At 63.3% G+C, this 20,524-nt stretch carries 21 protein-coding genes and 3 tRNA genes; 13 read left to right on the top strand and 11 right to left on the bottom strand.

The features are described from left to right. Window positions 1–54: 54 nt before the first annotated feature. From BMX92_RS19995 to BMX92_RS19985, 3 genes are all read right to left on the bottom strand, one after another. Window positions 55–804 carry a hypothetical protein gene (locus tag BMX92_RS19995; protein WP_093019796.1) on the bottom strand — a complete coding sequence of 250 codons (750 nt, stop codon included), beginning with the start codon at window positions 802–804 and terminating at the stop codon, window positions 55–57. Beyond that, the gene (locus BMX92_RS19990) at window positions 801–2,150 is read right to left on the bottom strand and encodes an AmpG family muropeptide MFS transporter (protein ID WP_093019794.1); all 1,350 of its coding nucleotides are present in this window, start codon (window positions 2,148–2,150) and stop codon (window positions 801–803) included. The genes BMX92_RS19995 and BMX92_RS19990 overlap by 4 nt, the downstream gene beginning before the upstream one ends. A 79-nt stretch (window positions 2,151–2,229) precedes the next feature. Continuing rightward, window positions 2,230–2,688, bottom strand: coding sequence for a response regulator (locus BMX92_RS19985; RefSeq protein ID WP_093019792.1), 459 nt, complete (start codon window positions 2,686–2,688; stop codon window positions 2,230–2,232). A 479-nt stretch (window positions 2,689–3,167) separates the two neighbouring features. On the opposite strand from BMX92_RS19985, the gene BMX92_RS19980 reads away from it, so the two are divergent. The 3 genes from BMX92_RS19980 to BMX92_RS19970 are packed head-to-tail and all read left to right on the top strand — an operon-like array spanning window position 3,168 to window position 5,670. Continuing rightward, entirely contained in the window at window positions 3,168–4,382 is a 1,215-nt protein-coding gene (locus BMX92_RS19980) for a pseudouridine synthase (protein ID WP_256213519.1), read from the top strand. Continuing rightward, window positions 4,379–4,918: a 16S rRNA (guanine(966)-N(2))-methyltransferase RsmD gene (gene rsmD / locus BMX92_RS19975; protein WP_093019790.1), complete on the top strand. Its 540-nt coding sequence runs from the start codon at window positions 4,379–4,381 to the stop codon at window positions 4,916–4,918. Before BMX92_RS19980 ends, rsmD begins: the two co-directional genes overlap by 4 nt. 2 nt (window positions 4,919–4,920) lie before the next feature. After that, window positions 4,921–5,670: a class I SAM-dependent methyltransferase gene (locus BMX92_RS19970; RefSeq protein WP_093019788.1), complete on the top strand. Its 750-nt coding sequence runs from the start codon at window positions 4,921–4,923 to the stop codon at window positions 5,668–5,670. 45 nt (window positions 5,671–5,715) lie between these two features. Here BMX92_RS19970 and BMX92_RS19965 read toward each other — a convergent pair whose 3' ends face one another. Further along, the gene (locus tag BMX92_RS19965; protein ID WP_093019786.1) at window positions 5,716–6,162 is read right to left on the bottom strand and encodes a globin domain-containing protein; all 447 of its coding nucleotides are present in this window, start codon (window positions 6,160–6,162) and stop codon (window positions 5,716–5,718) included. 110 nt (window positions 6,163–6,272) lie between these two features. On the opposite strand from BMX92_RS19965, the gene BMX92_RS19960 reads away from it, so the two are divergent. Continuing rightward, window positions 6,273–6,749, top strand: coding sequence for an RrF2 family transcriptional regulator (locus BMX92_RS19960; protein ID WP_093019784.1), 477 nt, complete (start codon window positions 6,273–6,275; stop codon window positions 6,747–6,749). On the opposite strand, the gene BMX92_RS19955 is transcribed toward BMX92_RS19960, so the two are convergent. Together BMX92_RS19955 and BMX92_RS19950 are read right to left on the bottom strand one after the other, a co-directional pair. Next, window positions 6,709–7,086, bottom strand: coding sequence for a Fe-S oxidoreductase (locus BMX92_RS19955; protein WP_093019783.1), 378 nt, complete (start codon window positions 7,084–7,086; stop codon window positions 6,709–6,711). The two genes, BMX92_RS19960 and BMX92_RS19955, sit on opposite strands and share 41 nt — an antisense overlap. Window positions 7,087–7,209: 123 nt before the next feature. Continuing rightward, a complete protein-coding gene (locus BMX92_RS19950) occupies window positions 7,210–7,608 on the bottom strand; it encodes a GFA family protein (RefSeq protein ID WP_093019781.1) in 399 nt (132 codons plus the stop codon). 115 nt (window positions 7,609–7,723) lie between these two features. Here BMX92_RS19950 and BMX92_RS19945 point away from each other — a divergent pair, with 115 nt between their 5' ends. Further along, window positions 7,724–10,000 (top strand): ATP-dependent helicase, encoded by a 2,277-nt coding sequence (locus BMX92_RS19945; RefSeq protein WP_093019779.1) that lies wholly within the window; start codon window positions 7,724–7,726, stop codon window positions 9,998–10,000. 11 nt (window positions 10,001–10,011) lie between these two features. Here the strand turns inward: BMX92_RS19945 and BMX92_RS19940 are convergent, their stop codons facing one another. The 4 genes from BMX92_RS19940 to BMX92_RS19925 all read right to left on the bottom strand — a co-directional run bounded on the left by BMX92_RS19940 (window position 10,012) and on the right by BMX92_RS19925 (window position 11,624). After that, the gene (locus BMX92_RS19940; RefSeq protein ID WP_371262483.1) at window positions 10,012–10,572 is read right to left on the bottom strand and encodes a putative 2OG-Fe(II) oxygenase; all 561 of its coding nucleotides are present in this window, start codon (window positions 10,570–10,572) and stop codon (window positions 10,012–10,014) included. 392 nt (window positions 10,573–10,964) lie between these two features. After that, window positions 10,965–11,040, bottom strand: a tRNA-Ala gene (locus BMX92_RS19935). 88 nt (window positions 11,041–11,128) lie between these two features. Then, window positions 11,129–11,204 (bottom strand) — tRNA-Ala (locus tag BMX92_RS19930). 87 nt (window positions 11,205–11,291) lie between these two features. Then, entirely contained in the window at window positions 11,292–11,624 is a 333-nt protein-coding gene (locus tag BMX92_RS19925; protein ID WP_093019775.1) for a TIGR02300 family protein, read from the bottom strand. A gap of 146 nt (window positions 11,625–11,770) precedes the next feature. On the opposite strand from BMX92_RS19925, the gene aroA reads away from it, so the two are divergent. The 8 genes from aroA (at window position 11,771) to BMX92_RS19885 (ending at window position 19,498) form a co-directional block, all read left to right on the top strand. Next, complete coding sequence (gene aroA / locus BMX92_RS19920) at window positions 11,771–13,111, top strand: 3-phosphoshikimate 1-carboxyvinyltransferase (RefSeq protein WP_093019773.1); 1,341 nt, start codon at window positions 11,771–11,773, stop codon at window positions 13,109–13,111. After that, complete coding sequence (locus BMX92_RS19915; RefSeq protein WP_093019771.1) at window positions 13,108–13,371, top strand: CBU_0592 family membrane protein; 264 nt, start codon at window positions 13,108–13,110, stop codon at window positions 13,369–13,371. Before aroA ends, BMX92_RS19915 begins: the two co-directional genes overlap by 4 nt. Beyond that, window positions 13,368–13,997, top strand: a complete 630-nt coding sequence (cmk, locus tag BMX92_RS19910) for a (d)CMP kinase (RefSeq protein WP_093019770.1) — start codon at window positions 13,368–13,370, stop codon at window positions 13,995–13,997. Before BMX92_RS19915 ends, cmk begins: the two co-directional genes overlap by 4 nt. 176 nt (window positions 13,998–14,173) lie before the next feature. Further along, complete coding sequence (gene rpsA, locus BMX92_RS19905; RefSeq protein WP_093019838.1) at window positions 14,174–15,886, top strand: 30S ribosomal protein S1; 1,713 nt, start codon at window positions 14,174–14,176, stop codon at window positions 15,884–15,886. Window positions 15,887–16,068: 182 nt separating this feature from the next. Continuing rightward, the gene (locus BMX92_RS19900; RefSeq protein WP_093019768.1) at window positions 16,069–16,359 is read left to right on the top strand and encodes an integration host factor subunit beta; all 291 of its coding nucleotides are present in this window, start codon (window positions 16,069–16,071) and stop codon (window positions 16,357–16,359) included. 63 nt (window positions 16,360–16,422) lie between these two features. Beyond that, a tRNA-Leu gene (locus tag BMX92_RS19895) sits at window positions 16,423–16,508 on the top strand. A 219-nt stretch (window positions 16,509–16,727) separates the two neighbouring features. Continuing rightward, window positions 16,728–17,645, top strand: a complete 918-nt coding sequence (locus tag BMX92_RS19890) for an FkbM family methyltransferase (protein ID WP_177185161.1) — start codon at window positions 16,728–16,730, stop codon at window positions 17,643–17,645. Between the two features lie 68 nt (window positions 17,646–17,713). Next, entirely contained in the window at window positions 17,714–19,498 is a 1,785-nt protein-coding gene (locus BMX92_RS19885; protein ID WP_093019764.1) for a cation:proton antiporter domain-containing protein, read from the top strand. Here the strand turns inward: BMX92_RS19885 and BMX92_RS19880 are convergent. Then, on the bottom strand, window positions 19,495–20,436 hold the full coding sequence (locus tag BMX92_RS19880) for a glutaminase (RefSeq protein ID WP_093019762.1): 942 nt from the start codon (window positions 20,434–20,436) through the stop codon (window positions 19,495–19,497). The two genes, BMX92_RS19885 and BMX92_RS19880, sit on opposite strands and share 4 nt — an antisense overlap. Window positions 20,437–20,524: the final 88 nt, after the last annotated feature.

Below are 20,524 nucleotides of genomic sequence, written 5' to 3'. Positions count from 1 at the left end.
AACAAGCGAAATACCGGGCGGAAGGTGGCGGATGGCTGCATCCGCCAGCCCCGCTCAGGTCTTGCGCAATTCGGCCAGTTGCTCGTCGGCCCAGCGATACATGTCCGCCTGCGCGGCACGTTGGGTCCGGTCCATCCGCTTCGCGCGGCGCTCCACCTCTTCCAACATCGCCTGCGCGCGGCGGGTATCGCGCTGTTGGAGTAGGAAAGCCGCATAGTGACAGCGGGCTTCTTCTCCCGCGACCCGCTCGACCACATCCTCGAACAAAGCTCTCGCTTCTGCGCTGCGGTTGAGATCGGCGAGGATACGTGCCCGCAACAAGGCCCTGCGGTCCCACTCGCTGCCCCGCGACAATTCGGGCGCGGCATCCAGAAGCCGAAGCGCTTCGGCGCTGGCGCCTCGTTCGAACAACATGGCGGCCAGCTTGACCTGCGTCCCCCAGTCATTTCCCGGCCCCAGCGACAGCGCCTTGCGATAGGCGGCTTCCGCCTCGGCATAGCGGTGGCGCGCCGCCTGCGCATCGCCCAGCGCGATATGATTGGCGGCGGTATCGGCCATATCCAGCGCCCGGGCTGCTTCTCGCACGGCGCGTTCGGGATCGACCTTCCCCACCACTTGCGACCGCGCGGTGCGGACATGGCGATTGTTCCAATGCTGCGGCAGCACCTCCAGCATCACATAGGCAAAGCAGCCCAGCAGCGAGAAGAGGAAGATGAACAGCAGCCAGATCTGGTTGCGGCCCGACCGGATGACATGCAGGGCGCAGACGATCTGAAGACAGATTGAGGCGATGAAGTAGATCATGACGCCTTCTCCATCCCCTTTTCTACCCCCTTCTCCATGCCTGCCTGCGTCGCCGCCGTCCCGACGCTGGCATCGATCAGGCCCGCGCGCATCATCAACCAGAACAGCAGGATGCCCGGCACCGCCAGCGCGGTGGTGAATAGGTAGAAGTTCACATAGCCCAGTTGCTCGATCAGCGCGCCCGCCGTCGTGCCGGTCAGGAAGCGGCCGACGATGCTGGCCGCCGCGGAGATCAGCGCATATTGCGCGGCGGTAAAGCGCAGGTCGCACAGTGCTGAAAAATAGGCGACCACGGTCACGCCGCCGATGCCGCTGGCGATATTTTCAAACCCGATCGCACCAGCCATCCCCCAATTGCTCTTGCCCAGCGCCGCCAGCGCGGCGAAGCTGAAATTGGACACGCACATCAGGATCAGGCTGATCAGCACTGAGCGCTTCATGCCGAGCCGGGCATAGAGCATCCCGCCCAGAAAGATGCCCGCGAGATAGGCCCAGAAGCCCATGCCGATATCGTAGATGGCGATTTCGTCGTTGCTGAACCCCATATCGTCGAACAGCAAACGGAAGGTCAGGTTCGCCAGCGTATCGCCAATCTTGTGCATCAGGATGAACAGCAGCACCAATACCGCCCCGCGCCGCTGGAAAAATTCGACCAGCGGCCCGGCGATGGAGGCCACAACCTCCCCAATGCCGCGCCGGGCAACGGGATCGCGATGCCGTTCCGGTTCGCCCATGATCAGGCCCGTCAGCATCGCGGGCAAGGCGAAGAGACCACAGGCCAGATAGGCCCCATGCCAGCCGATCCGCGAGGCCAGCACCAGCGCCAGCGATCCGGCCGCAACCGATCCGATCCGCCAGCCATATTGGGACATGCCCGATCCGACGCCCAATTGTTCGGGCTTCAGCAATTCGATGCGGTAGGCGTCGATCACGATATCGAAGGTCGCCCCAGCCACGCCGACGAGGATCGCGGCATAGGCCGTCTCCGCCAGGCTGGTCTTGGGGTCGACCAGCGCCAACAATGTCATGGCCACCATGACGAACAGCCCCGCCACGATCAGCCAGGATACGCGCTGACCCAACCGACCGATGATCGGCAGGCGCACGCCGTCCACGATCCAGGCCCATAGCCATTTGAGATTATAGACCAGAAATGCCAGAGTGAAGGCGGTCACCGCCTTCTTGTCGATGCCGTCCTGCGCCAGTCGTGTCGTCAGCGTCGCGGCGATCATCGCGAAGGGCGCGCCCGATGAAACCCCCAGGAAGAAGGACGCCAGTGGCGCCTTTTCCACATAGGGTTTGACCGCGTCGATCCAGCTGCCCGTGCCGCCGGCCAGTTCCGTCATGATGAATGATGCCCCCGATAAACGATATGGGCGCCAGCATATGGCCTGATTTCAGACAGGCAAGCGCCCTTTGCGGCGATCAGGCCGCGATATCGAACAGGCTGAGGCCGGGGGGCAGCTTCGGACGGCGCGCGCCGCGCAGGACAGCGTCAACCACATTGATCGCCGCGACCAGATCGCGCGGGGCATAGGGCTTGGCAAGACAACCGATCGCTAAAGCACGGGCGTCCACAGGGCAGCTACCGGTGACGAAGAGGACCGGCAATCCCTGCGCCGTGGCGTGGCGGGCAACGTCGATACCGCTTCTGTCGCCATGCAGCGTAACGTCGGCGATCACCAGATCGACCCCGCCTGCATCGATTACCCGCACCGCATGATCATGATCGTCCACGGTGGCTGCGACCCGATAGCCGGCATGGACCAGCGCATGTTCATTGTCGAACGCGACCAGCGGCTCATCCTCCACGACCAGCACGGTGCGGACGGTTTTGCGCGGGGCATTATGGACGCCGCCTTCTTTCACGAAACCGAAAAACATTTGCCAAGTCCGCCCTGAGTCCGCCATGCACTTTATAGAAACGCCATGCTCGTGCATCGGGTTGCCAGAGGACAATGGCTGTCCCACTCACCCAAGCGCCCAAGCGGCACATTTCAGCCTGTTGCTGGCTTTCCGACGATATGGGAAGGACCAGTGCGTTAATAAAGGAACTGCCCGTGCAACCGCCGAAAAAATCCGGACCGCCCCGCAGGGCAGGACCCGGCGGCCCAAGACGCCCGACCGGCCCCGGTGGTCCCGGCGGCAAACGTCCCGGTGGAGGCCGGGATGGGGATGGCAAATCGCGCTTCGGCCGTAATGAAGGCGAACGTAGCGAGCGCCCCCGTGACCGGACCAGGTCTGACGGACCGCGCTTTGGCGCGCCGAAGGACGCACGCGGCAGCCGGGGTGAAAGCGACCGATCGGAACGCCCCCGCACCGACCGTGGCCGCCCTGATCGTGCACGGTCGGAAGGATCACGCTTGGGCGCCCTCAAAGACGCGCGCGGCAATCGCAGTGAAGGCGAGCGCTCAGACCGTCCACGTTTCGACCGTGGTCGGCCAGACCGGGACCGCACCGACGGTTCGCGCTTCGGCGCGTCCAGAGATGCACGCGGCAGCCGGGGCGACGGCGAACGGGCAGAACGGCCCCGCTTCGATCGCGGCAGGTCCGACCGGGCCCGGCCGGAAGGATCACGCTTCGGCGCGCCGAGAGATGCACGCAGTGAGGGCGAGCGTTCTGAGCGGCAGCGTCCCGAGCGGACACGCACCGATGCGCCGCGTTCGGGTGCACCAAGAGATGCGCGCACGAAACGGAGCGAAGGCGATCGCGCCGAACGCCCCCGTTTCGATCGCAACCGGGCCGTAGCACCGAAAAGCTATCCGCCCCGCAAGCCGGGTGGAAAGAAGCCCGCCCCCGCAGGTCCGGCCAACCCGCATCCCGCCCATGCCGCAGCGGAAGGCACGGGTGAACCGCAGCGCATCGCCAAGCTGCTGGCCCGTGCAGGCGTCGCTTCCCGGCGTGAGATTGAGCGTATGATCGAGGAAGGCAGGGTGGCGAAGGACGGCGTGGCGCTGGATACGCCCGCGACCTTGCTGACGTCGCTGCGTGGCGTGACGGTCGACGGCGTTGCTGTCGCCGCACCGGAACCCACGCGCCTGTTCCTGTTCCACAAGCCGACCGGCTATCTGACCACCGAGCGTGATCCGGCCGGGCGGCCGACCATCTATGATCGCCTGCCCGCCGACCTGCCCCGCCTGATGCCGATCGGTCGCCTGGACATGAATACCGAAGGACTATTGCTGATGACCAGCGATGGCGGCTTCAAACGGCAGATGGAATTGCCATCGTCCGGCGTGCCGCGCACCTATCGCGCCCGCGCCTTTGGCGAGGTGAGCCAGCAGCAACTGGAAGACCTGTTCGACGGTGTGGAGATTGACGGTATCCGCTACGGCCAGATCGAGGCCAATCTGGAGCGGCGGACTGGCCGCAACCAGTGGATCGAAATGACCCTGGCCGAAGGCAAGAACCGCGAAGTGCGCCGGGTGCTGGAGCATCTGGACCTGAAGGTGAACCGCCTGATCCGCACCAGTTACGGCCCCTTCCATCTGGGCGAACTGCCGGTCGGCGCGGTCGAAGAAGTGCGTCAGCATGATCTGGATCATTTCCGCGCGAGCCTGAAGGTGGCACCGAAATGAGGATCATTTCAGGCCAATGGCGCGGACGGCCGCTGGCCGCGCCGAAGGGCGATGCGACCCGCCCGACCGCCGACCGCACGCGCGAGACGCTGTTTTCGATGCTGACCAGCCGGATAGGATCGTTCGAAGGGCTGGCCGTGGGTGATTTCTTCGCCGGGTCGGGCGCGCTGGGCTTTGAATCCCTGTCACGCGGTGCGGCATCCTGCCTTTTCGTGGAGCAGGACAAGGCGGCGCTGGACGTGATCCGGGCCAATGGCGACCGGCTGGGCATTCGCCCCGAAATCCGCGCTAGCAGCGTCCTGTCGCTCGGGCCTGCGCCCAAGCCGCTCGACCTGATCTTCATGGACCCGCCCTATGAAACAGGTGCGGGTCAGGTGGCGCTCGACAAGCTGGCGCGACTGGGCTGGACCAACAGCGCGACCTGGGTGAGCATCGAAACCGACCGGCGCGAGGATGTGGTGGTGAAGGGCTTTGCCGTCGACGCGGTGCGCGACGTGGGCAAGGCGCGGATCACCCTGCTGCGGACGGAGGACTGAACATGGCGGGCGCGACCAACTGGTTCGATCAGGGTGGCGCCAACTATGCCCGCTATCGCCCGAACTATCCCGATGCGCTGGCACAGGCGCTTACGGAACTGGCGCCCGACCGGCGGCTGGCGGTCGACGTTGGTTGCGGCAACGGGCAATTCACCCAGTTGCTGGCAGCGCATTTCGATGCAGTGATCGGGCTTGATCCCAGCGCGGACCAGATCGCCCATGCCGCCCCGGATGCGCGGATTGTCTATCGTTGTGCGCCCGCCGAGGCGCTGGCGGTCGAGGATGGCACGGCCAATCTGATCACCGCAGCACAGGCGGCACACTGGTTCGACCTGCCGACATTTTATGCGGAAGCGCAGCGGATCGCAGCGCCCGGCGCGGCGATTGCGCTGGTCAGCTATGGCGTGGCGCGGCTCGATCCGGGACCGATCAACGATCGGCTGGCCCGCTTTCATGATCTGGACGTCGGCCCCTTCTGGCCTGCCGAACGGCATATGGTCGAAAATGGCTATGCCGACATGGCCTTTCCTTTCCCGCCCTTGTCGGTGCCTGCGCTGGCGATCCGTCGGGACTGGAATGCCCATCAATTGCTTGGTTATGTCGGCACATGGTCCGCGGTCCGCCGCGCGCGGGAGGCCGGGCAGGAACAGAAGCTGACGGATTTCGCCGCCGACCTGATCGACCTTTGGGGCGACCCCGAACAGGCGCGCGCCATAAGCTGGCCGATCAGCGTGCGGGCGGGGACACAGTGATTTCCCGCTCGGTTCTGGACAAGCGCGAACCGAACGGATGTTTCCTCAGGCCGCTACGGCGTAAGCCTTCGCCTCTTCCGCAATAAGAATGTCCGCCAGGAACTGATAGGCTTCGGCCCAGGCGGCCAGCACGGCGTCAGTCGCGACCTCCTCGCCCAGTACGTCGCGGATGGCGGGCAGCAGGGCGGCGGCGACCTTGGGATAATGTTCGGGTTTCACACCCGTATCGACATGGCGCGAGACCATGCGGGCGACCGCGCCGCCCAGCGCCTCCAGCTTGTCGATATTCTCGGCATAGCCCAGGATCGCCGCCGCCAACCGCCGGGGCTGTTCGCCGCTGTCCTGCGCCGCAGCGTCGAACATCGCCTTCACTTCCGCATCCTGAAACAGGCGGGCATACATGGCCGTAGTGATCTCCACACCATGGCGGCGCAAAGCGGGGCCGGTGGATTTCACGATGGCGACGGTTTCCTGAGACAGCGAGTGAGACACTTGTTTGACCTTTCTGCGGAGTCGATAAGATGCATTTAATTTGCATCTTATAACATGTAAACAGGATATATGTTTGAAAGCCAAACGACGCCGCTCTATCGGATAATGTTATGCAATTGACCCGCCACACCGACTATGCGCTGCGCGTGCTGATCCACCTTGTGGCAGCGCCTTCGGGACGGGCGACCATTGCAGACATCGCCGATGGCTATGGCCTGTCGCGCAATCATCTGATGAAGGTGGTGCATCATCTGGGCCAGGGCGGCTTCATCGCCACCCAGCGAGGGCGCGGTGGCGGATTCATGCTGGCCCGCCCGCCCGAAGAGATCAGCATCGGCGCGGTGGTGCGGCATAGCGAACCGGACATGCGGATGGCGGATTGCCCGTCCTGCGCGATCCGGGCGGCGTGCGGCCTCTCGGGGATATTGGTGGAGGCGACCAACGCCTTTCTGGCGGTGCTGGATCGCCATAGCCTGGCCGATGCGGCACGCGACCGGCGCGGGCTGGCGGCGCTAATCGCCGCCCTGCCCGCGCCGATGGGTAGCGTCAGCGCAGCTTGCGCGCCTTCCCCGCTTCGCCGGGATTGACACAACTGTCCTGCACGGCGCGCGAGCAGCGCGGATAATCCTTTGCCTCGGTCGGAGGCGGGGTCATGTTGCCACCAACCGTCACCGGATTTGCGGAGGAGCCGACCGGTGAGCTCGGGTCTTCCGGAACGCCTGCCGGTGCAGGCACCATGCCCGTGTCGGCGGGCACCGCGCCGGTCGGCTGGCTGGCATTGGGATCGGCAACGGCTGGATTAGCGGGTGGCGGCGTTGCAGCGTCGCCCGGCGCCTGGCTGGTCGGCACCTCCTGCGCCATCGCGATACCGGACATGGCGGTGAGACCAAGCATGGCGGCACCGGCAAGCATGAAGTTCTTCATCGGGATTTCCTTCCTATGTTCTCGCCCCGTTTGCCCGCTCGGGCTCAGGAGAAAACCGGAAGCGCCATCCCGTCGTTCCTTACGCTAACGGCCAAACGTGCCGCAGCCACGACGGACCGTCCATCACGGACCTTCAGGATAGCGTTCGAAGCTGGGCAGATCCTGCAAATGCGCCATCCATGGTGCGGCTTCGGCCATCTGGATCTGCGCCTGTGGCGGCAGGGCGGCGGGATCGTCTAAAGTCGCCGTCTGCACATCGATCGCACCGGGGAAAATGACCGGATTGGTGTAGAACAGGCCGGTGCCACAGGTGCCGCAAAAATGGCGGGTGGCGTTTTCCGACGATTGATAACGCACGGGAACGCCGCTGATCGTCACCTTGTCTTCCGGGAACAGCGCCCAGCCAACCATCGGCGCGCCCGCGCTCGCGCGGCAATCGGCGCAATGGCACAGCGCGCTATAGGCCGGCTCTCCCTCCGCTTCATAACGGATGGCCCCGCACTGGCATTTACCTTTCACCATGGCGCATCTCCCTTGCATGATTCGCCTTTTGTTCTCATAGAAAGGCGGTCGCCGCAAGGGGCCGCTCCGGCGCTCGCCCCTTGCTCCCCTTGCCTGCCATCCCTAGTTGACCCCGATGACCTTGCCAGCCCCCTCCCCCAATGATCCGCCCTACCTCAAGGGCCTGAACGAACCGCAGCGGGAGGCCGTGCTGACGACCGAAGGACCGGTGCTGGTGCTGGCGGGCGCGGGTACGGGCAAGACGGCGGCGCTGACCGCGCGGCTCGCCCATCTGATCGGCACGCGCCGGGCCTGGCCGTCGGAAATATTGGCCGTGACCTTCACCAACAAGGCGGCGCGGGAAATGCGCGCGCGAGTCGGCAGCATGATCGGCGACGCGGTGGAGGGTATGCCCTGGCTCGGCACCTTCCACGCGATCGCGGCGAAGATGCTGCGCCGCCATGCCGAACTGGTGGGGCTGCAATCCAATTTCACCATCCTGGACACCGACGACCAGTTGCGTCTGATGAAGCAATTGATTCAGGCCGAGGGGATCGATGAAAAACGCTGGCCCGCGCGGCAACTGGGCGGGCTGATCGACCAGTGGAAGAATAAGGGCTGGACGCCGGAGGATGTCGGCGCGGGGGAAAGCGAGGGCTATGCCCATGGCAAGGGGCAGAAGCTTTATGCCGCCTATCAGGCGCGGCTGCGCGATGTGAATGCTTGCGATTTCGGCGACCTGCTGCTGCATGTGCTGACGATATTGAAGAAGCATCGCGACGTGCTGGAGCAATATCAGCAGAAATTCCGCTATATCATGGTGGACGAATATCAGGACACCAATAGCAGCCAATATCTGTGGCTGCGGCTGCTGGCCCAGACGCGCAAGAATATCTGCTGCGTGGGCGATGACGATCAGTCCATCTATAGCTGGCGCGGCGCGGAGGTGGCGAACATCCTCCGCTTCGAGAAGGATTTTCCGGGCGCGACGATCATCCGGCTGGAACAGAATTATCGCTCCACGCCCCATATTTTGGGCGCGGCCTCCGGCGTGATCGCCGAAAATGGCAATCGGCTGGGCAAGACATTGTGGACCGATATCGATGTCGGCGAGAAGGTGAAGGTCGTCGGCGTGTGGGACGGGCCGGAGGAGGCCCGGCGCGTCGGCGAGGAAATTGAGGGGATTGAGCGCAGCGGCGGATCGCTGGACGAAGTGGCGATCCTCGTCCGTGCACAGCACCAGACCCGTGAGTTCGAAGACCGCTTCATCCAGATCGGCCTGCCCTATCGCATCGTCGGCGGCTTCAGATTCTATGAGCGCGCCGAAATCCGCGATTCGCTGGCCTATCTGCGCCTCGTCAACCAGCCGGCCGACGATCTGGCGTTCGAACGGATCGTCAACGTGCCCAAGCGGGGCCTGGGCGACAAGGCGGTGGAGAAACTGCACCGACTGGCCCGCGCGGAGGGCATTCCGCTGGCACTGGCGGCAGCGCGCATTCTGGACACCGACGAACTGACGCCGCAGGCGCGCCGGTCGCTGGGCGCCTTCGTCGGCGATCTGGCGCGCTGGCGCGATCGTGCCGCGCAACTGCCCCATGCCGAACTGGCGCGGCAGATATTGGACGAAAGCGGCTATACCGCGATGTTGCAGGCCGAGCGCACCACCGAAAGCGCGGGGCGGCTGGAGAATCTTTCCGAACTCGCCCGCGCGATGGAGGAATATGAGACGCTGGGCGCCTTTCTGGAGCATGTCAGCCTCGTCATGGACAATGAGGCACAGGCAGATGAGCGCAAGGTCACGATCATGACCATCCACGCAGCCAAGGGGCTGGAGTTCGACACGACCTTCCTCGTCGGCTGGGAGGAAGGCGTGTTCCCGTCGCAGCGCGCACTGGACGAAGGCGGGCAGAACAGCCTGGAGGAGGAACGGCGGCTCGCCTATGTGGCGATCACCCGCGCGCGCAGGCGCTGCACCATCCTCCATGCCGCCAACCGCCGCATTTATGGCCAGTGGACCAGCAGCATCCCGTCGCGATTCGTGGGCGAATTGCCGCCCGAACATGTCGAGGAGGAAAGCAGCATGTCGGGTGGTGCATCGCTGTGGCGCGCCAACTGGTCGGAACGGGAAGACCCCTTCGCCAATGTCGCGCGGGGATCTGGACGTGGACCGGGCTGGCAGCGGGCGCAATCGTCCGGCCAGTTCAGCCGGGAGCCGGTGCGAATCGTCGAGGCGCGCGCATCCGCCGTATCGCTGGGCAATAAGGGGCGCAGCGACATGAGTGTCGGCCAACGCGTGTTCCATCAGAAATTCGGCTATGGCGCCGTCGCGGAGATCGAGGGCAACAAGCTTGAGATCGATTTCGAAACGGCCGGGCGCAAGCGGGTGATGGATAGTTTCGTGTCGCTGGCCTGACAGGTCGATTCTTACCGGCCCGGCGGGACGAAATTGATAGCGATAGAGACTCGCGGCCCGGCCCCTGTGAATCGACGCACCGAATGCAGCAGCCAGGACGGGAACATGACCAATTTTCCCGTTCGCGGACTGATGCGATGGGCTAGACCCGCGTCGAGACAGCCTTCGACCTTCATCTTGAGTTCCGACGACAGCATCGTCGCCACCGAACCGCGCGGATCGGCAAATTCCAGTTCCCCGCCCAGATCGCCTTCGTGCCCGGCCATGCCGTCATCAACCCAATAGACGGCCGACCAATAGGCCCCCGGATGGGCATGCTGGGCGTTGCCATGCCCTGTTCGGTTGACATTGGCCCAGGCATTGAAGGTCCAGGCCAGATCGGCCTCCAGCAGGCCCCGTTCGGGATGCCAGACGGCAGACAGCATATTGGCGAGTTCGGTCGCGAAATCGATCAGTTGCTGCCCCGCCTCGCAGGTCCAGACGAGCAGGTCGTCGCTGGATTGCCAGCCGCCCTCATTGCTGTGGCTGACACCGGGATGGCTGGATTCGCGATCGAGGATAGCCGCCTTCAGCGCCGCGCTGAGTCGCGAGGCATCGGGATGGACGACACTGACGAGCGGCGTCGGGAATAATTTCGTGATGGTCAGCGAAGCGGGATCTATCGCGATGGTTCCTGTCGGTCCGAAGACCGCCCCCTTGTTCGAAAGGAAATGCCCTCTCCATTCGACGTCGCGCGCTGATTATTACCGTGCGTGGCAGGCGTGCAAAGGGGCCGCCAGCCCCTTTATGCGGGCGGAAGGGAAAAAGCGATGCAGGATGCACGGCAAAATCAGCCTAACGGCTGTGCGCATTTTCTGAAATGTTCAGGATGTTTTGGCACCAGCAATTGATGCTGTGCCACCCTCGCTTTGCTGGGGGAATTTTCGGAAAAATGTCTCCCGGACATTTTCCGGTTCCGAAAAATTGGTGGAGCCTAGCGGGATCGAACCGCTGACCTCCTGCATGCCATGCAGGCGCTCTCCCAGCTGAGCTAAGGCCCCATCATTTGCGGCAAGTGCCGCATCCCAATGGGTCAGACCATGTCCGGCAATGCCGTCGGTCATATGTGCATTCCGCCAAAGGCGGAATTGGTGGAGCCTAGCGGGATCGAACCGCTGACCTCCTGCATGCCATGCAGGCGCTCTCCCAGCTGAGCTAAGGCCCCGTACCAGTGAAGCGCCGCTTGGGTCCGGCGCTTCGGAGGTCGCTGCCTCTAGGGTCAGGTGACCCCGTTGGCAAGCATAAATTTCACTTAATTGTCGTCGTTGTCGTCGTCGCCGGCGGCATCGACGCCCAGGTCGTCATCACCACCCAGATCGACGTCATTATCCGGCGAATCACCGTCGTCATCGACGTCGATGTCCAGATCGTCATCAGCCGTTTCCAGCTCGCCATCGGCTGTTTCGATCACCTTCTTGGGCGCCGCTTCCTCATAAGGCAGCGGCTGCTTCGATTTCAGCACCGGTTCCGGTTCCCAGGCACTGTTGCAATTGATGCAGGTGACCGGATCGTCCTTGCCCAGGTCGTAGAAGCGAGTCGCGCATTTCGGGCAGGTCCGCTTCGTGCCCCATTCAGCCTTCGCCATGTCCGGCCTGTTCCTTCTTCGATGCTCAAACAGAAATCACGCGGCACAACGCTTGTTGCCCGCGAAACGTCGGGCGCCTTGCCATAGCAGGATCGCGCTGTCAAAAGCCGGGCGCATTTTTTCGGTTCCATGACAACGGATAGCCCGTGACCCAGCATAGCGATATTCCCGCCCCCAAGACCTTCACCGCCGCGCCTGCGCTTTCGGGCAGCGTCACCGTGCCGGGCGACAAGAGCATTTCCCACCGGTCATTGATGCTGTCCGCCCTGGCCGTCGGCGAAAGCCGGGTCGAGGGTCTGCTAGAGGGCGAAGACGTATTGGCCACCGCCGCCGCGATGCGAGCGATGGGCGCGGACATTCAGCGCGATGCGGACGGCGTATGGCATATCCATGGCGTGGGCGTCGGTGGCCTGTTGCAGCCCGAGACGGCGCTGGACATGGGCAATAGCGGCACATCGACCCGGCTGCTGATGGGCCTGCTCGCCAGCCATGACCTGACCGCGACCTTCGTGGGCGACGCGTCGCTGAGCAAGCGGCCCATGGCGCGCGTGACGGAGCCGCTGTCGCGGATCGGCGCCAGCTTCACGACCAGCCCGGGGGATCGCCTGCCGCTCACCATGAAGGGCGCCTGCCCGGCCGTGCCGCTCGATTACACCCTGCCCGTCGCATCGGCGCAGGTGAAGTCGGCGATCCTGCTCGCTGGCCTCAATACGCCGGGCATCACCCGCGTCGTCGAGCCGATCCCGACCCGCGACCATAGCGAGCGGATGCTCAAGGGCTTCGGCGCGGACCTGACTGTCGAAGTTCAGGCGGACGGTACCCGCGTCATCACGCTGGTCGGCGAGGCGGAACTCAAGCCGCAGAATATCGTCGTGCCAGGCGACCCCTCCTCCGCCGCCTTCCCGATGGTCGCCGCGCTGCTGGTCCCGGGATCGAAAGTGACGATCGGCAATGTCGGTCTGAACGGCACCCGAGCTGGCCTGATCGACCTGCTGCGCGAGATGGGCGGGTCGATCGAGGTCGTGAACGCGCGCGAAGTCGGCGGCGAGCCGGTCGGCGACCTGATCGTCACGGCGTCTCCGCTCAAGGGCGTGGAGCCTGATCCGGCACGCGCGCCGAGCATGATCGACGAATATCCCGTCGCCTTCGTCGCCGCCGCCTGCGCCTACGGCCGCAGCGTCTTCCGTGGCCTTGAGGAATTGCGCGTCAAGGAATCGGACCGCATCGCCACCATGGCGGACGGGCTGCGCGCGATCGGCGTGCAGGTCGAGGAACTGGAGGACGGCATCATCATCGAGGGCAGCGGCGGCGCGCCGCTGGCTGGTGGCGGACCGATCGCGACAAAACTGGACCATCGCATCGCCATGAGCTTCGCCGTGGCGGGGCTGGTATCGAAGGATGGCGTCACTATCGACGATATGCGCCCGGTGGCGACCAGCTTCCCGACCTTCGTTCCCCTGTTGCAGACACTCGGCGCGGTCACATGACCGCTGCCGCCTTCGACTGGGACTGGGCCAATATCATCGGCCTGATCGGCAGCGGCATCATGGTGGTCGCCTATGCTTATAGCAATGTGGCGAAGCAGATGAACTTCCTGCTGTTCAACCTGCTGAACCTGGTCGGATCGCTGCTGCTGATCTGGTCGCTGACTGTATATTTCAACCTGGCGTCGATGACGCTGGAAATCGTCTGGACGCTGATTGCGCTACTGGGCGTGATAAAAGCATTGAAGAGAAAGCCATCATGATCATCGCCGTCGACGGCCCCGCCGCATCGGGCAAGGGCACCATCGCCAAGGCGCTGGGCCGCCATTACGGCCTGCCGGTGCTGGACACCGGCCTGCTCTATCGCGCGGTCGGCCTGTCCGTGTTGAAGGCCGGCGGCGATCCGGACCATGAGGCGGACGCACTCTCCGCCTGCGGATTTGACGATGCGATCCTGAGCGATCCGGCGCTCCGCAGCGAAGCCGTCGGCAGCCTCGCCTCCCGCGTATCAGTGCATCAGAATGTGCGCGACGCGCTGATCCAGCGGCAGCGCGACTTTGCAACCCAACCGGGCGGCGCAATTCTGGACGGTCGCGACATCGGCACGGTGATCGCGCCCAACGCAGACGCCAAGATTTTCGTCACTGCCAGTGTCAAGGTGCGCGCAGAGCGCCGCTTTCAGGACGCTCTCAACCATGGCGGCCATCCTGACATGGACAGTCTGGTCGCCGACATTCAGGCCCGCGACACGCGCGACATGAGCCGCGACCATGCCCCGCTGAAGCAAGCGGAAGGCGCAGACTTGCTAGATACCAGCGATTTGACTATAGACGCGGCCGTCCAGCGGGCGATCGCGCTTGTGGACGCCCAGCTTGAAGGTCGCCCCTGAGGGATGACCCGATAAGGCGCGCGGATATTCCGGGCGCCCTTTTCGCTTATCTGGCCTGCGCGTCCCCGAACCGGCAACCCATTGGATACGCGCCGGATATTCGGTCCTGCGCGTGGTTTGGCCAAAGACCATCGGACACAACCGATTGGCCAGCAATGATGAACGAAGGACCTTTTATGGCCTCTGTGGCATTCCCCTCGCGCGACGATTTCGCCGCGCTTCTCAATGATTCTCTCGGTGGTGAAGATGGCGGCTTTGAAGGCCGCGTCGTCAAGGGCACCGTTACCGCCATCGAAAACGACCTGGCCGTCATCGACGTAGGTCTGAAGTCGGAAGGCCGCGTGCCGCTGCGCGAATTCGCTGCGCCGGGCCAGAAGGCTGACCTGAAGGTCGGCGACGAAGTCGAAGTCTATGTCGACCGCGTCGAAAATGCCCATGGCGAAGCTATGCTTTCGCGTGACCGCGCTCGCCGCGAAGCCGCCTGGGACAAGCTGGAAAGCGAGTTCACCGAGAGCGCCCGCGTCGAAGGCGTCATCTTCGGCCGCGTCAAGGGTGGCTTCACCGTCGACCTCGACGGCGCCGTGGCGTTCCTGCCCGGTTCGCAGGTCGACATTCGCCCGGTTCGCGATGTCACCCCGCTGATGGACATTCCGCAGCCCTTCCAGATCCTGAAGATGGATCGTCGCCGCGGCAACATCGTCGTGTCGCGTCGCGCAATTCTGGAAGAAACCCGCGCCGAACAGCGTTCGGGCCTCATCCAGACGCTGGCCGAAGGCCAGATCATCGAAGGCGTCGTCAAGAACATCACCGACTATGGTGCGTTCGTTGATCTGGGCGGCATCGATGGCCTGCTGCACGTCACCGACCTGTCGTACAAGCGCATCAACCACCCGAACGAGATGATCAATATCGGCGACACCGTCCGCGTTCAGATTATCCGCATCAACCGCGACACCCAGCGCATCTCGCTCGGCATGAAGCAGCTGGAAAGCGATCCGTGGGAAGGCGCCAGCGCCAAGTACCCGGTCGGCGCCAAGCTGTCGGGCCGCGTCACGAACATCACCGAATATGGTGCGTTCGTCGAGCTGGAAGCCGGCATCGAAGGTCTGGTCCATGTTTCGGAAATGTCCTGGACCAAGAAGAACGTCCACCCCGGCAAGATCGTTTCGACCAGCCAGGAAGTCGAAGTTCTGGTTCTGGAAGTCGATCCCGAAAAGCGCCGCATCTCGCTCGGCCTCAAGCAGGCCCAGTCGAACCCGTGGGATTCGTTCGCAGAACGTCACCCGATCGGTTCGACCGTCGAAGGCGAAGTCAAGAACGCGACCGAATTCGGTCTGTTCATCGGCCTGGACGGCGACGTGGACGGCATGGTCCACATGTCGGACATCGCATGGGGCATTTCGGGCGAAGACGCGCTGGCGCTGCACCGCAAGGGCGAATCGGTTTCGGCCGTGGTTCTCGACATCGACGTCGAGAAGGAACGCATCAGCCTCGGCATGAAGCAGCTTGAGCGTGGCGGCCCGGCCGCTGGCGGCACCACTGCTGCTGCTGCTGGCCTGAACAAGAACGCGATCGTCACCGTGACCGTTCTGGAAGTTCGCGATGGCGGCCTGGAAGTCCAGGCTGGCGAAGATGGCGCCACCGGCTTCATCAAGCGCAGCGACCTGGGCCGCGACCGCGACGAACAGCGTTCGGAACGCTTCCAGCTCGGCCAGAAGTTCGACGCCATGGTGACCGGTTTCGACCGCGCCAAGAAGCCGACCTTCTCGGTCAAGGCGATGCAGATCGCCGAGGAGAAGCAGGCTGTGGCACAATATGGCTCGTCCGACAGCGGCGCGTCGCTGGGCGACATCCTGGGCGAAGCGCTCAAGGCCAAGAGCGAAGGCTAATCGCCTTTTCTGCCATCCGGCATGAAAAAGAAGCCCGCCGAACCTTGGTTCGGCGGGTTTTTTCTTTGCCTTTCGCCCCTGTCCTTATGAAAGTGAAACGAACTTCTTGTTGCCCGATTGTCAAAGGCTTGCCGAATCTCTATTGTGCATGTGGGGCACAGCAGAGGGGCGCTGGAGATCCAATGATCCGTTCGGAATTGATCCAGAAACTGGCCGAGGAAAATCCCGGTCTTAACCTCCAGGAAGTGGAGAAGATCGTCGATCTTTTCTTCAAGGAGATTGTCGACCGCTTGTCATCGGGGGGGCGAGTCGAACTGCGCGGCTTCGGCGCCTTCACCACGCGATCGCGCGATGCGCGGACGGGCCGCAACCCCCGGACCGGGGAACAGGTGCCCGTGGATGCCAAGCGCGTTCCCTATTTCAAGCCGGGCAAGGAAATGCGCGAGCGGTTGAACGTCAAGGGCGAGGCCTGATTTCATCTGTCGCTTGACCTGTCGCCCGCCAGCCTTCAGGGGTGACGGGCCTTGGGCACATAAGCGGACGTGGCGAAATCGGTAGACGCAGCGGACTTAAAATCCGCCTTCCCCTGGAATTGCGGGTTCAAGTCCCGCCGTCCGCACCATCCTGACATCATCCCAGAGCATGATGCGATTAGATTGAACTGCATCATGCTCTAAAAGTCTTTTGTTTTCGGCATTTTGCGAGCCGTCATCTGTTCCAGATGACTTCAAAATGCTCTAATGCCAGCGCAGGCGATGTGCGACGCAACGCTTGACCCACATCGTACCACAAGCCACCTGTAATTCGGGTCGCGAGGCATTGCATTGCATGGGGGAATGGGGTGGAGAAAGCATTGAGGCGGATCGGTCGCGCGATCCGGTCCTTCCGATATAATCGAAATCTGATACCCGATCTGGTAGACGCGCTCTATCGCACATTGTTGTTGCGTGCGCCCGATCCGGTGGGCCGTACGCAACATATCAACGCCCTGACCAAAGGTCGCCTTTCCATCAGCGACGCGCTGAATTCGATGCTTGGTTCGGAAGAGTTTTTCCACAAGCGCGGACGCTTGCTGACCCATCATCATCCCGAACGGCACGACCATTTCTTCATGGACATGTCGCAATTCGGCGAAATCCCCACCCTCGTCCGCGCCATGATGGACATGGTCTGCACCAACCGCATCGTCGTGGACGTGGGTGTTCTTGGCGTCCATGATTCGAACAGTTACGACCTGATGCGCTGGTTCGGGTGGCGCGGCCTGTTGATCGAAGCGAACGACAGGCTGATCGACCGGATCAAGCATGAATTCGGTCCATTGGATTATAAGATCGTCAATGTCGCGGTTTCCGACCATGAAGGCGAAGCCACGCTCCATATCGGCACCAATAATGGCGTATCGTCCCTGACGCAGGCGCATTCGGCCAAATTCGGGCCAACCACCGACAGTATCAGCGTGAAAGTCCAGACGCTGCCCGCCATATTGGAGCAGGAGAATATCCCCCTGCGCTTCGACCTGCTGTCGATCGACATTGAAGGCGAGGATATCAAGGTGCTCAACCACCTCGTCACCACATCCCCCTATCGCCCCAACTGGATCATCGTCGAAGCCGGGCTGGAAACGCCCTACAGCCCCGGCATCCTGCCATTGGTTCCCGCGTTCGATGCAGAATATGAATATGTTGGCGCCACAATCGCCAATCTGATCTTCCGCAATCGGTCATTGCTGGCGCGACTGAAGGCGGACGGCGGCGTATAAAACCGACGAACAGACGATTATTTGCGACAAACTCTGGTCATTTGCGACCGCAGCCGCGATGATGGGGCATGGCAGGCACAATCAATACCCAGAGCTTCAGCGACTCCCTCGTCATCCTTGGCGCGGCAGGCCTTGTCATTCCCGGTTTTGCGCGCTTTCGCATCAGCCCGGTGATCGGCTTCATCCTGGTGGGTCTAGCGGTCGGGCCTGCGGGCCTTGGCGCACTGGTCGGCCAATATCCGTGGCTTTACCATGTGACGATATCCAATCGCGAGGCGATCGAGCCATTCGCCGAATTAGGCGTCATATTATTGCTCTTCTCGATCGGACTGGAACTGAGTTTCCGCCGATTATGGACGATGCGTGCGCAAGTGTTCGGCGTGGGTGCGGCGGAACTGATCGGCAGCGGATTGCTGATCGCACTGGGCCTTTACATGCTGGGTCAGCCGACAGCCGGCGCCATTGGCCTTGGCCTTGCCCTTGCCCTGTCTTCCACGGCGGTCGTGCTACCGATGGTCGGTACGCAGAATGCGGTCGGACGATCCGCTTTCTCCATGCTGCTGTTCGAGGATCTGGCCCTCGTCCCGATCATCTTCATGCTCGGCGCACTGGCGCCATCCGTGGCAGCCAGCCCCGAAGGTGCGTGGAACGAACTGGCCAGCACGTTGATGAAGGGCGGCATCACCATTGCCGTGATGCTGGTGCTGGGTCGTCTGGCCCTGCCCCAGATGTTCAGTCAGGCCGCTCGAACCAAGAGCCCCGAAGTATTCCTCGCTGCAAGCCTGCTGGTCGTGATCGTATCGAGCCTTGCGACATCAATCGCCGGCCTTTCGCCGATCGTGGGCGCGCTGCTGGCAGGCCTGCTGATCGCCGAGACGGATTATCATGGCGAGGTCGAAGTGATGACCGCCCCGTTCAAGGGGCTGGCGCTGGGCGTGTTCCTGATCACCGTCGGCATGAGCCTGGACATTCGCGTCATCCTGGCCAACTGGCCCAGCCTGCTGCTGGCGGTAATGGGCGTGGTGGTGGCCAAGACGCTGGTGACATCCGGCCTCCTCTATCTGTCAGGCGTGCGCAAGGGCGTGGCGCTGGAAGTCGGCGTGCTGATGTCCAGCCCGTCGGAAACCACCCTGATCGTGCTGTCGGCGGCGGCGGCAGCGCAATTGATCCTGCCTTCGACGGCCGCCTTCTGGCAGATCGTGACCGCCATCGGCCTGACCATCACGCCACTGCTGGCGCGCATCGGCCATGATATTGCCCGGCGGCTGGAAATGGCTATCGGCGAAGAACGGGTAGAAGCCGAGCAGGATCAGACGGAGGCCGCCGCTGTGGTCATCGGTTTCGGTCGGGTGGGGCGCATGGTGTGCGACCTGCTCAAGACCCACAAGCAGCGCTTCATCGTTGTCGAGTCTGATCCGGACGTCGTCGCGGAAGCGCGGCGGCTGGGCTACCCCATCCTGTTCGGTGACGTGGCGCGGGCGGAAATGCTTGACAAGCTGCGGTTGGGCCATGCCCGCGCGCTCATCCTGACGATGGATGACCCGGTGCTGTCGGTGCGCGTGACCAAGCGGGTGCGTGGCTGGGTGCCCGACCTGCCGATCATCGCCCGTGCGCGCGATACCGAACATGCGACTCAGCTCTACAAGGCTGGGGCAAGCGATGCCGTGCCGGAGACGCTGGAAAGTTCGCTGCAACTGGCAGAGACGGCGCTGGTCGACCTTGGCGTCGCGATGGGGCCAGTGATCGCATCGATCCACCAGACACGCGAAGATCTGCGCATGGGGATCAAGGAAGCCGCCCATCTGGAAACCGCCCCGAAGCTGCGTCGATTGCGGCCGGATGAAGTGCCTTAACGTGCATCCGGCGGGCTGAAGACCGACCAGCCAGTGCGGCGCGCCAGCAATTCCAGCGCCTGCGTACCTAATTGGCTGTTGCCATTTTCATTCAGCCCCGGCGACCAGACCGCGATCGAAGCGCGGCCCGGCACGATGGCCAGGATGCCGCCCCCTACGCCCGACTTGCCGGGAATGCCGACCCGAAAAGCGAAGTCGCCCGATGCATCATAATGGCCGCAGGTCAACATCAGCGCATTGATACGCCGGGCACGGCCGGGCGATACCACCCTGCCCCCTTCAGGATGCCGGCCGTCCAGCATCAGGTAGCGGCCGGCCAGCGCCAGTTGCCGACAATTCATCTCGATCGCGCACTGATGGAAATAGCTGCCGAGCACCAGGTCGACCGGATGGCGGACATTGCCGAAGGCGCGCATATAATTGGCCAGCGCCATGTTGCGGAAACCGGTCGCGGTTTCGGACGCGGCAACCTCCTCATTGATGGCGATCGCGTCATCACCAGCCAGATACCGCACGAAACGCAGCATTTCGCCGATCGCCACACGCGGTTGATGCCCGCCCAGATTGACGTCGGACACCACGATCGCACCGGCATTGATGAAGGGGTTGCGCGGGATGCCCTGCTCCTGCTCAAGCTGAACGATCGAGTTGAAGGCATTGCCGGACGGCTCCCGCCCGACCCGTTCCCATAGCTGATCGCCGACCTTGCCCAGCGCCAGGGTGAGCGCGAACACTTTCGAAATGGACTGGATCGAAAAGCCGGTGTCGGCGTCGCCACCCGCGATCAGCCGCCCGTCGGCGGTCGCGATAGCGATGCCGAATTGCGCCGGATCGACCTTGGCCAGTTCGGGGATATAGCTGGCGACCCGGCCGCGGTCCTCCATCGCGTGCATGATGGTAGCGACTTCATCGACAAGAGCGGGGAGATCGGGAGCCATGGCGATAATCCATAAGCGCAAAGGCCGGACATGGCACGGCGGAAAATCCGCTCCACCATCAGCGCCGCGCAAAAGAAAAGCGCGCAAA

The organism is Sphingobium sp. YR768, from assembly GCF_900111125.1.
Lineage (GTDB): Bacteria > Pseudomonadota > Alphaproteobacteria > Sphingomonadales > Sphingomonadaceae > Sphingobium.
Note: the sequence above shows the minus strand (reverse complement) of the source record. Positions and strands in the feature narration are given on the sequence as shown.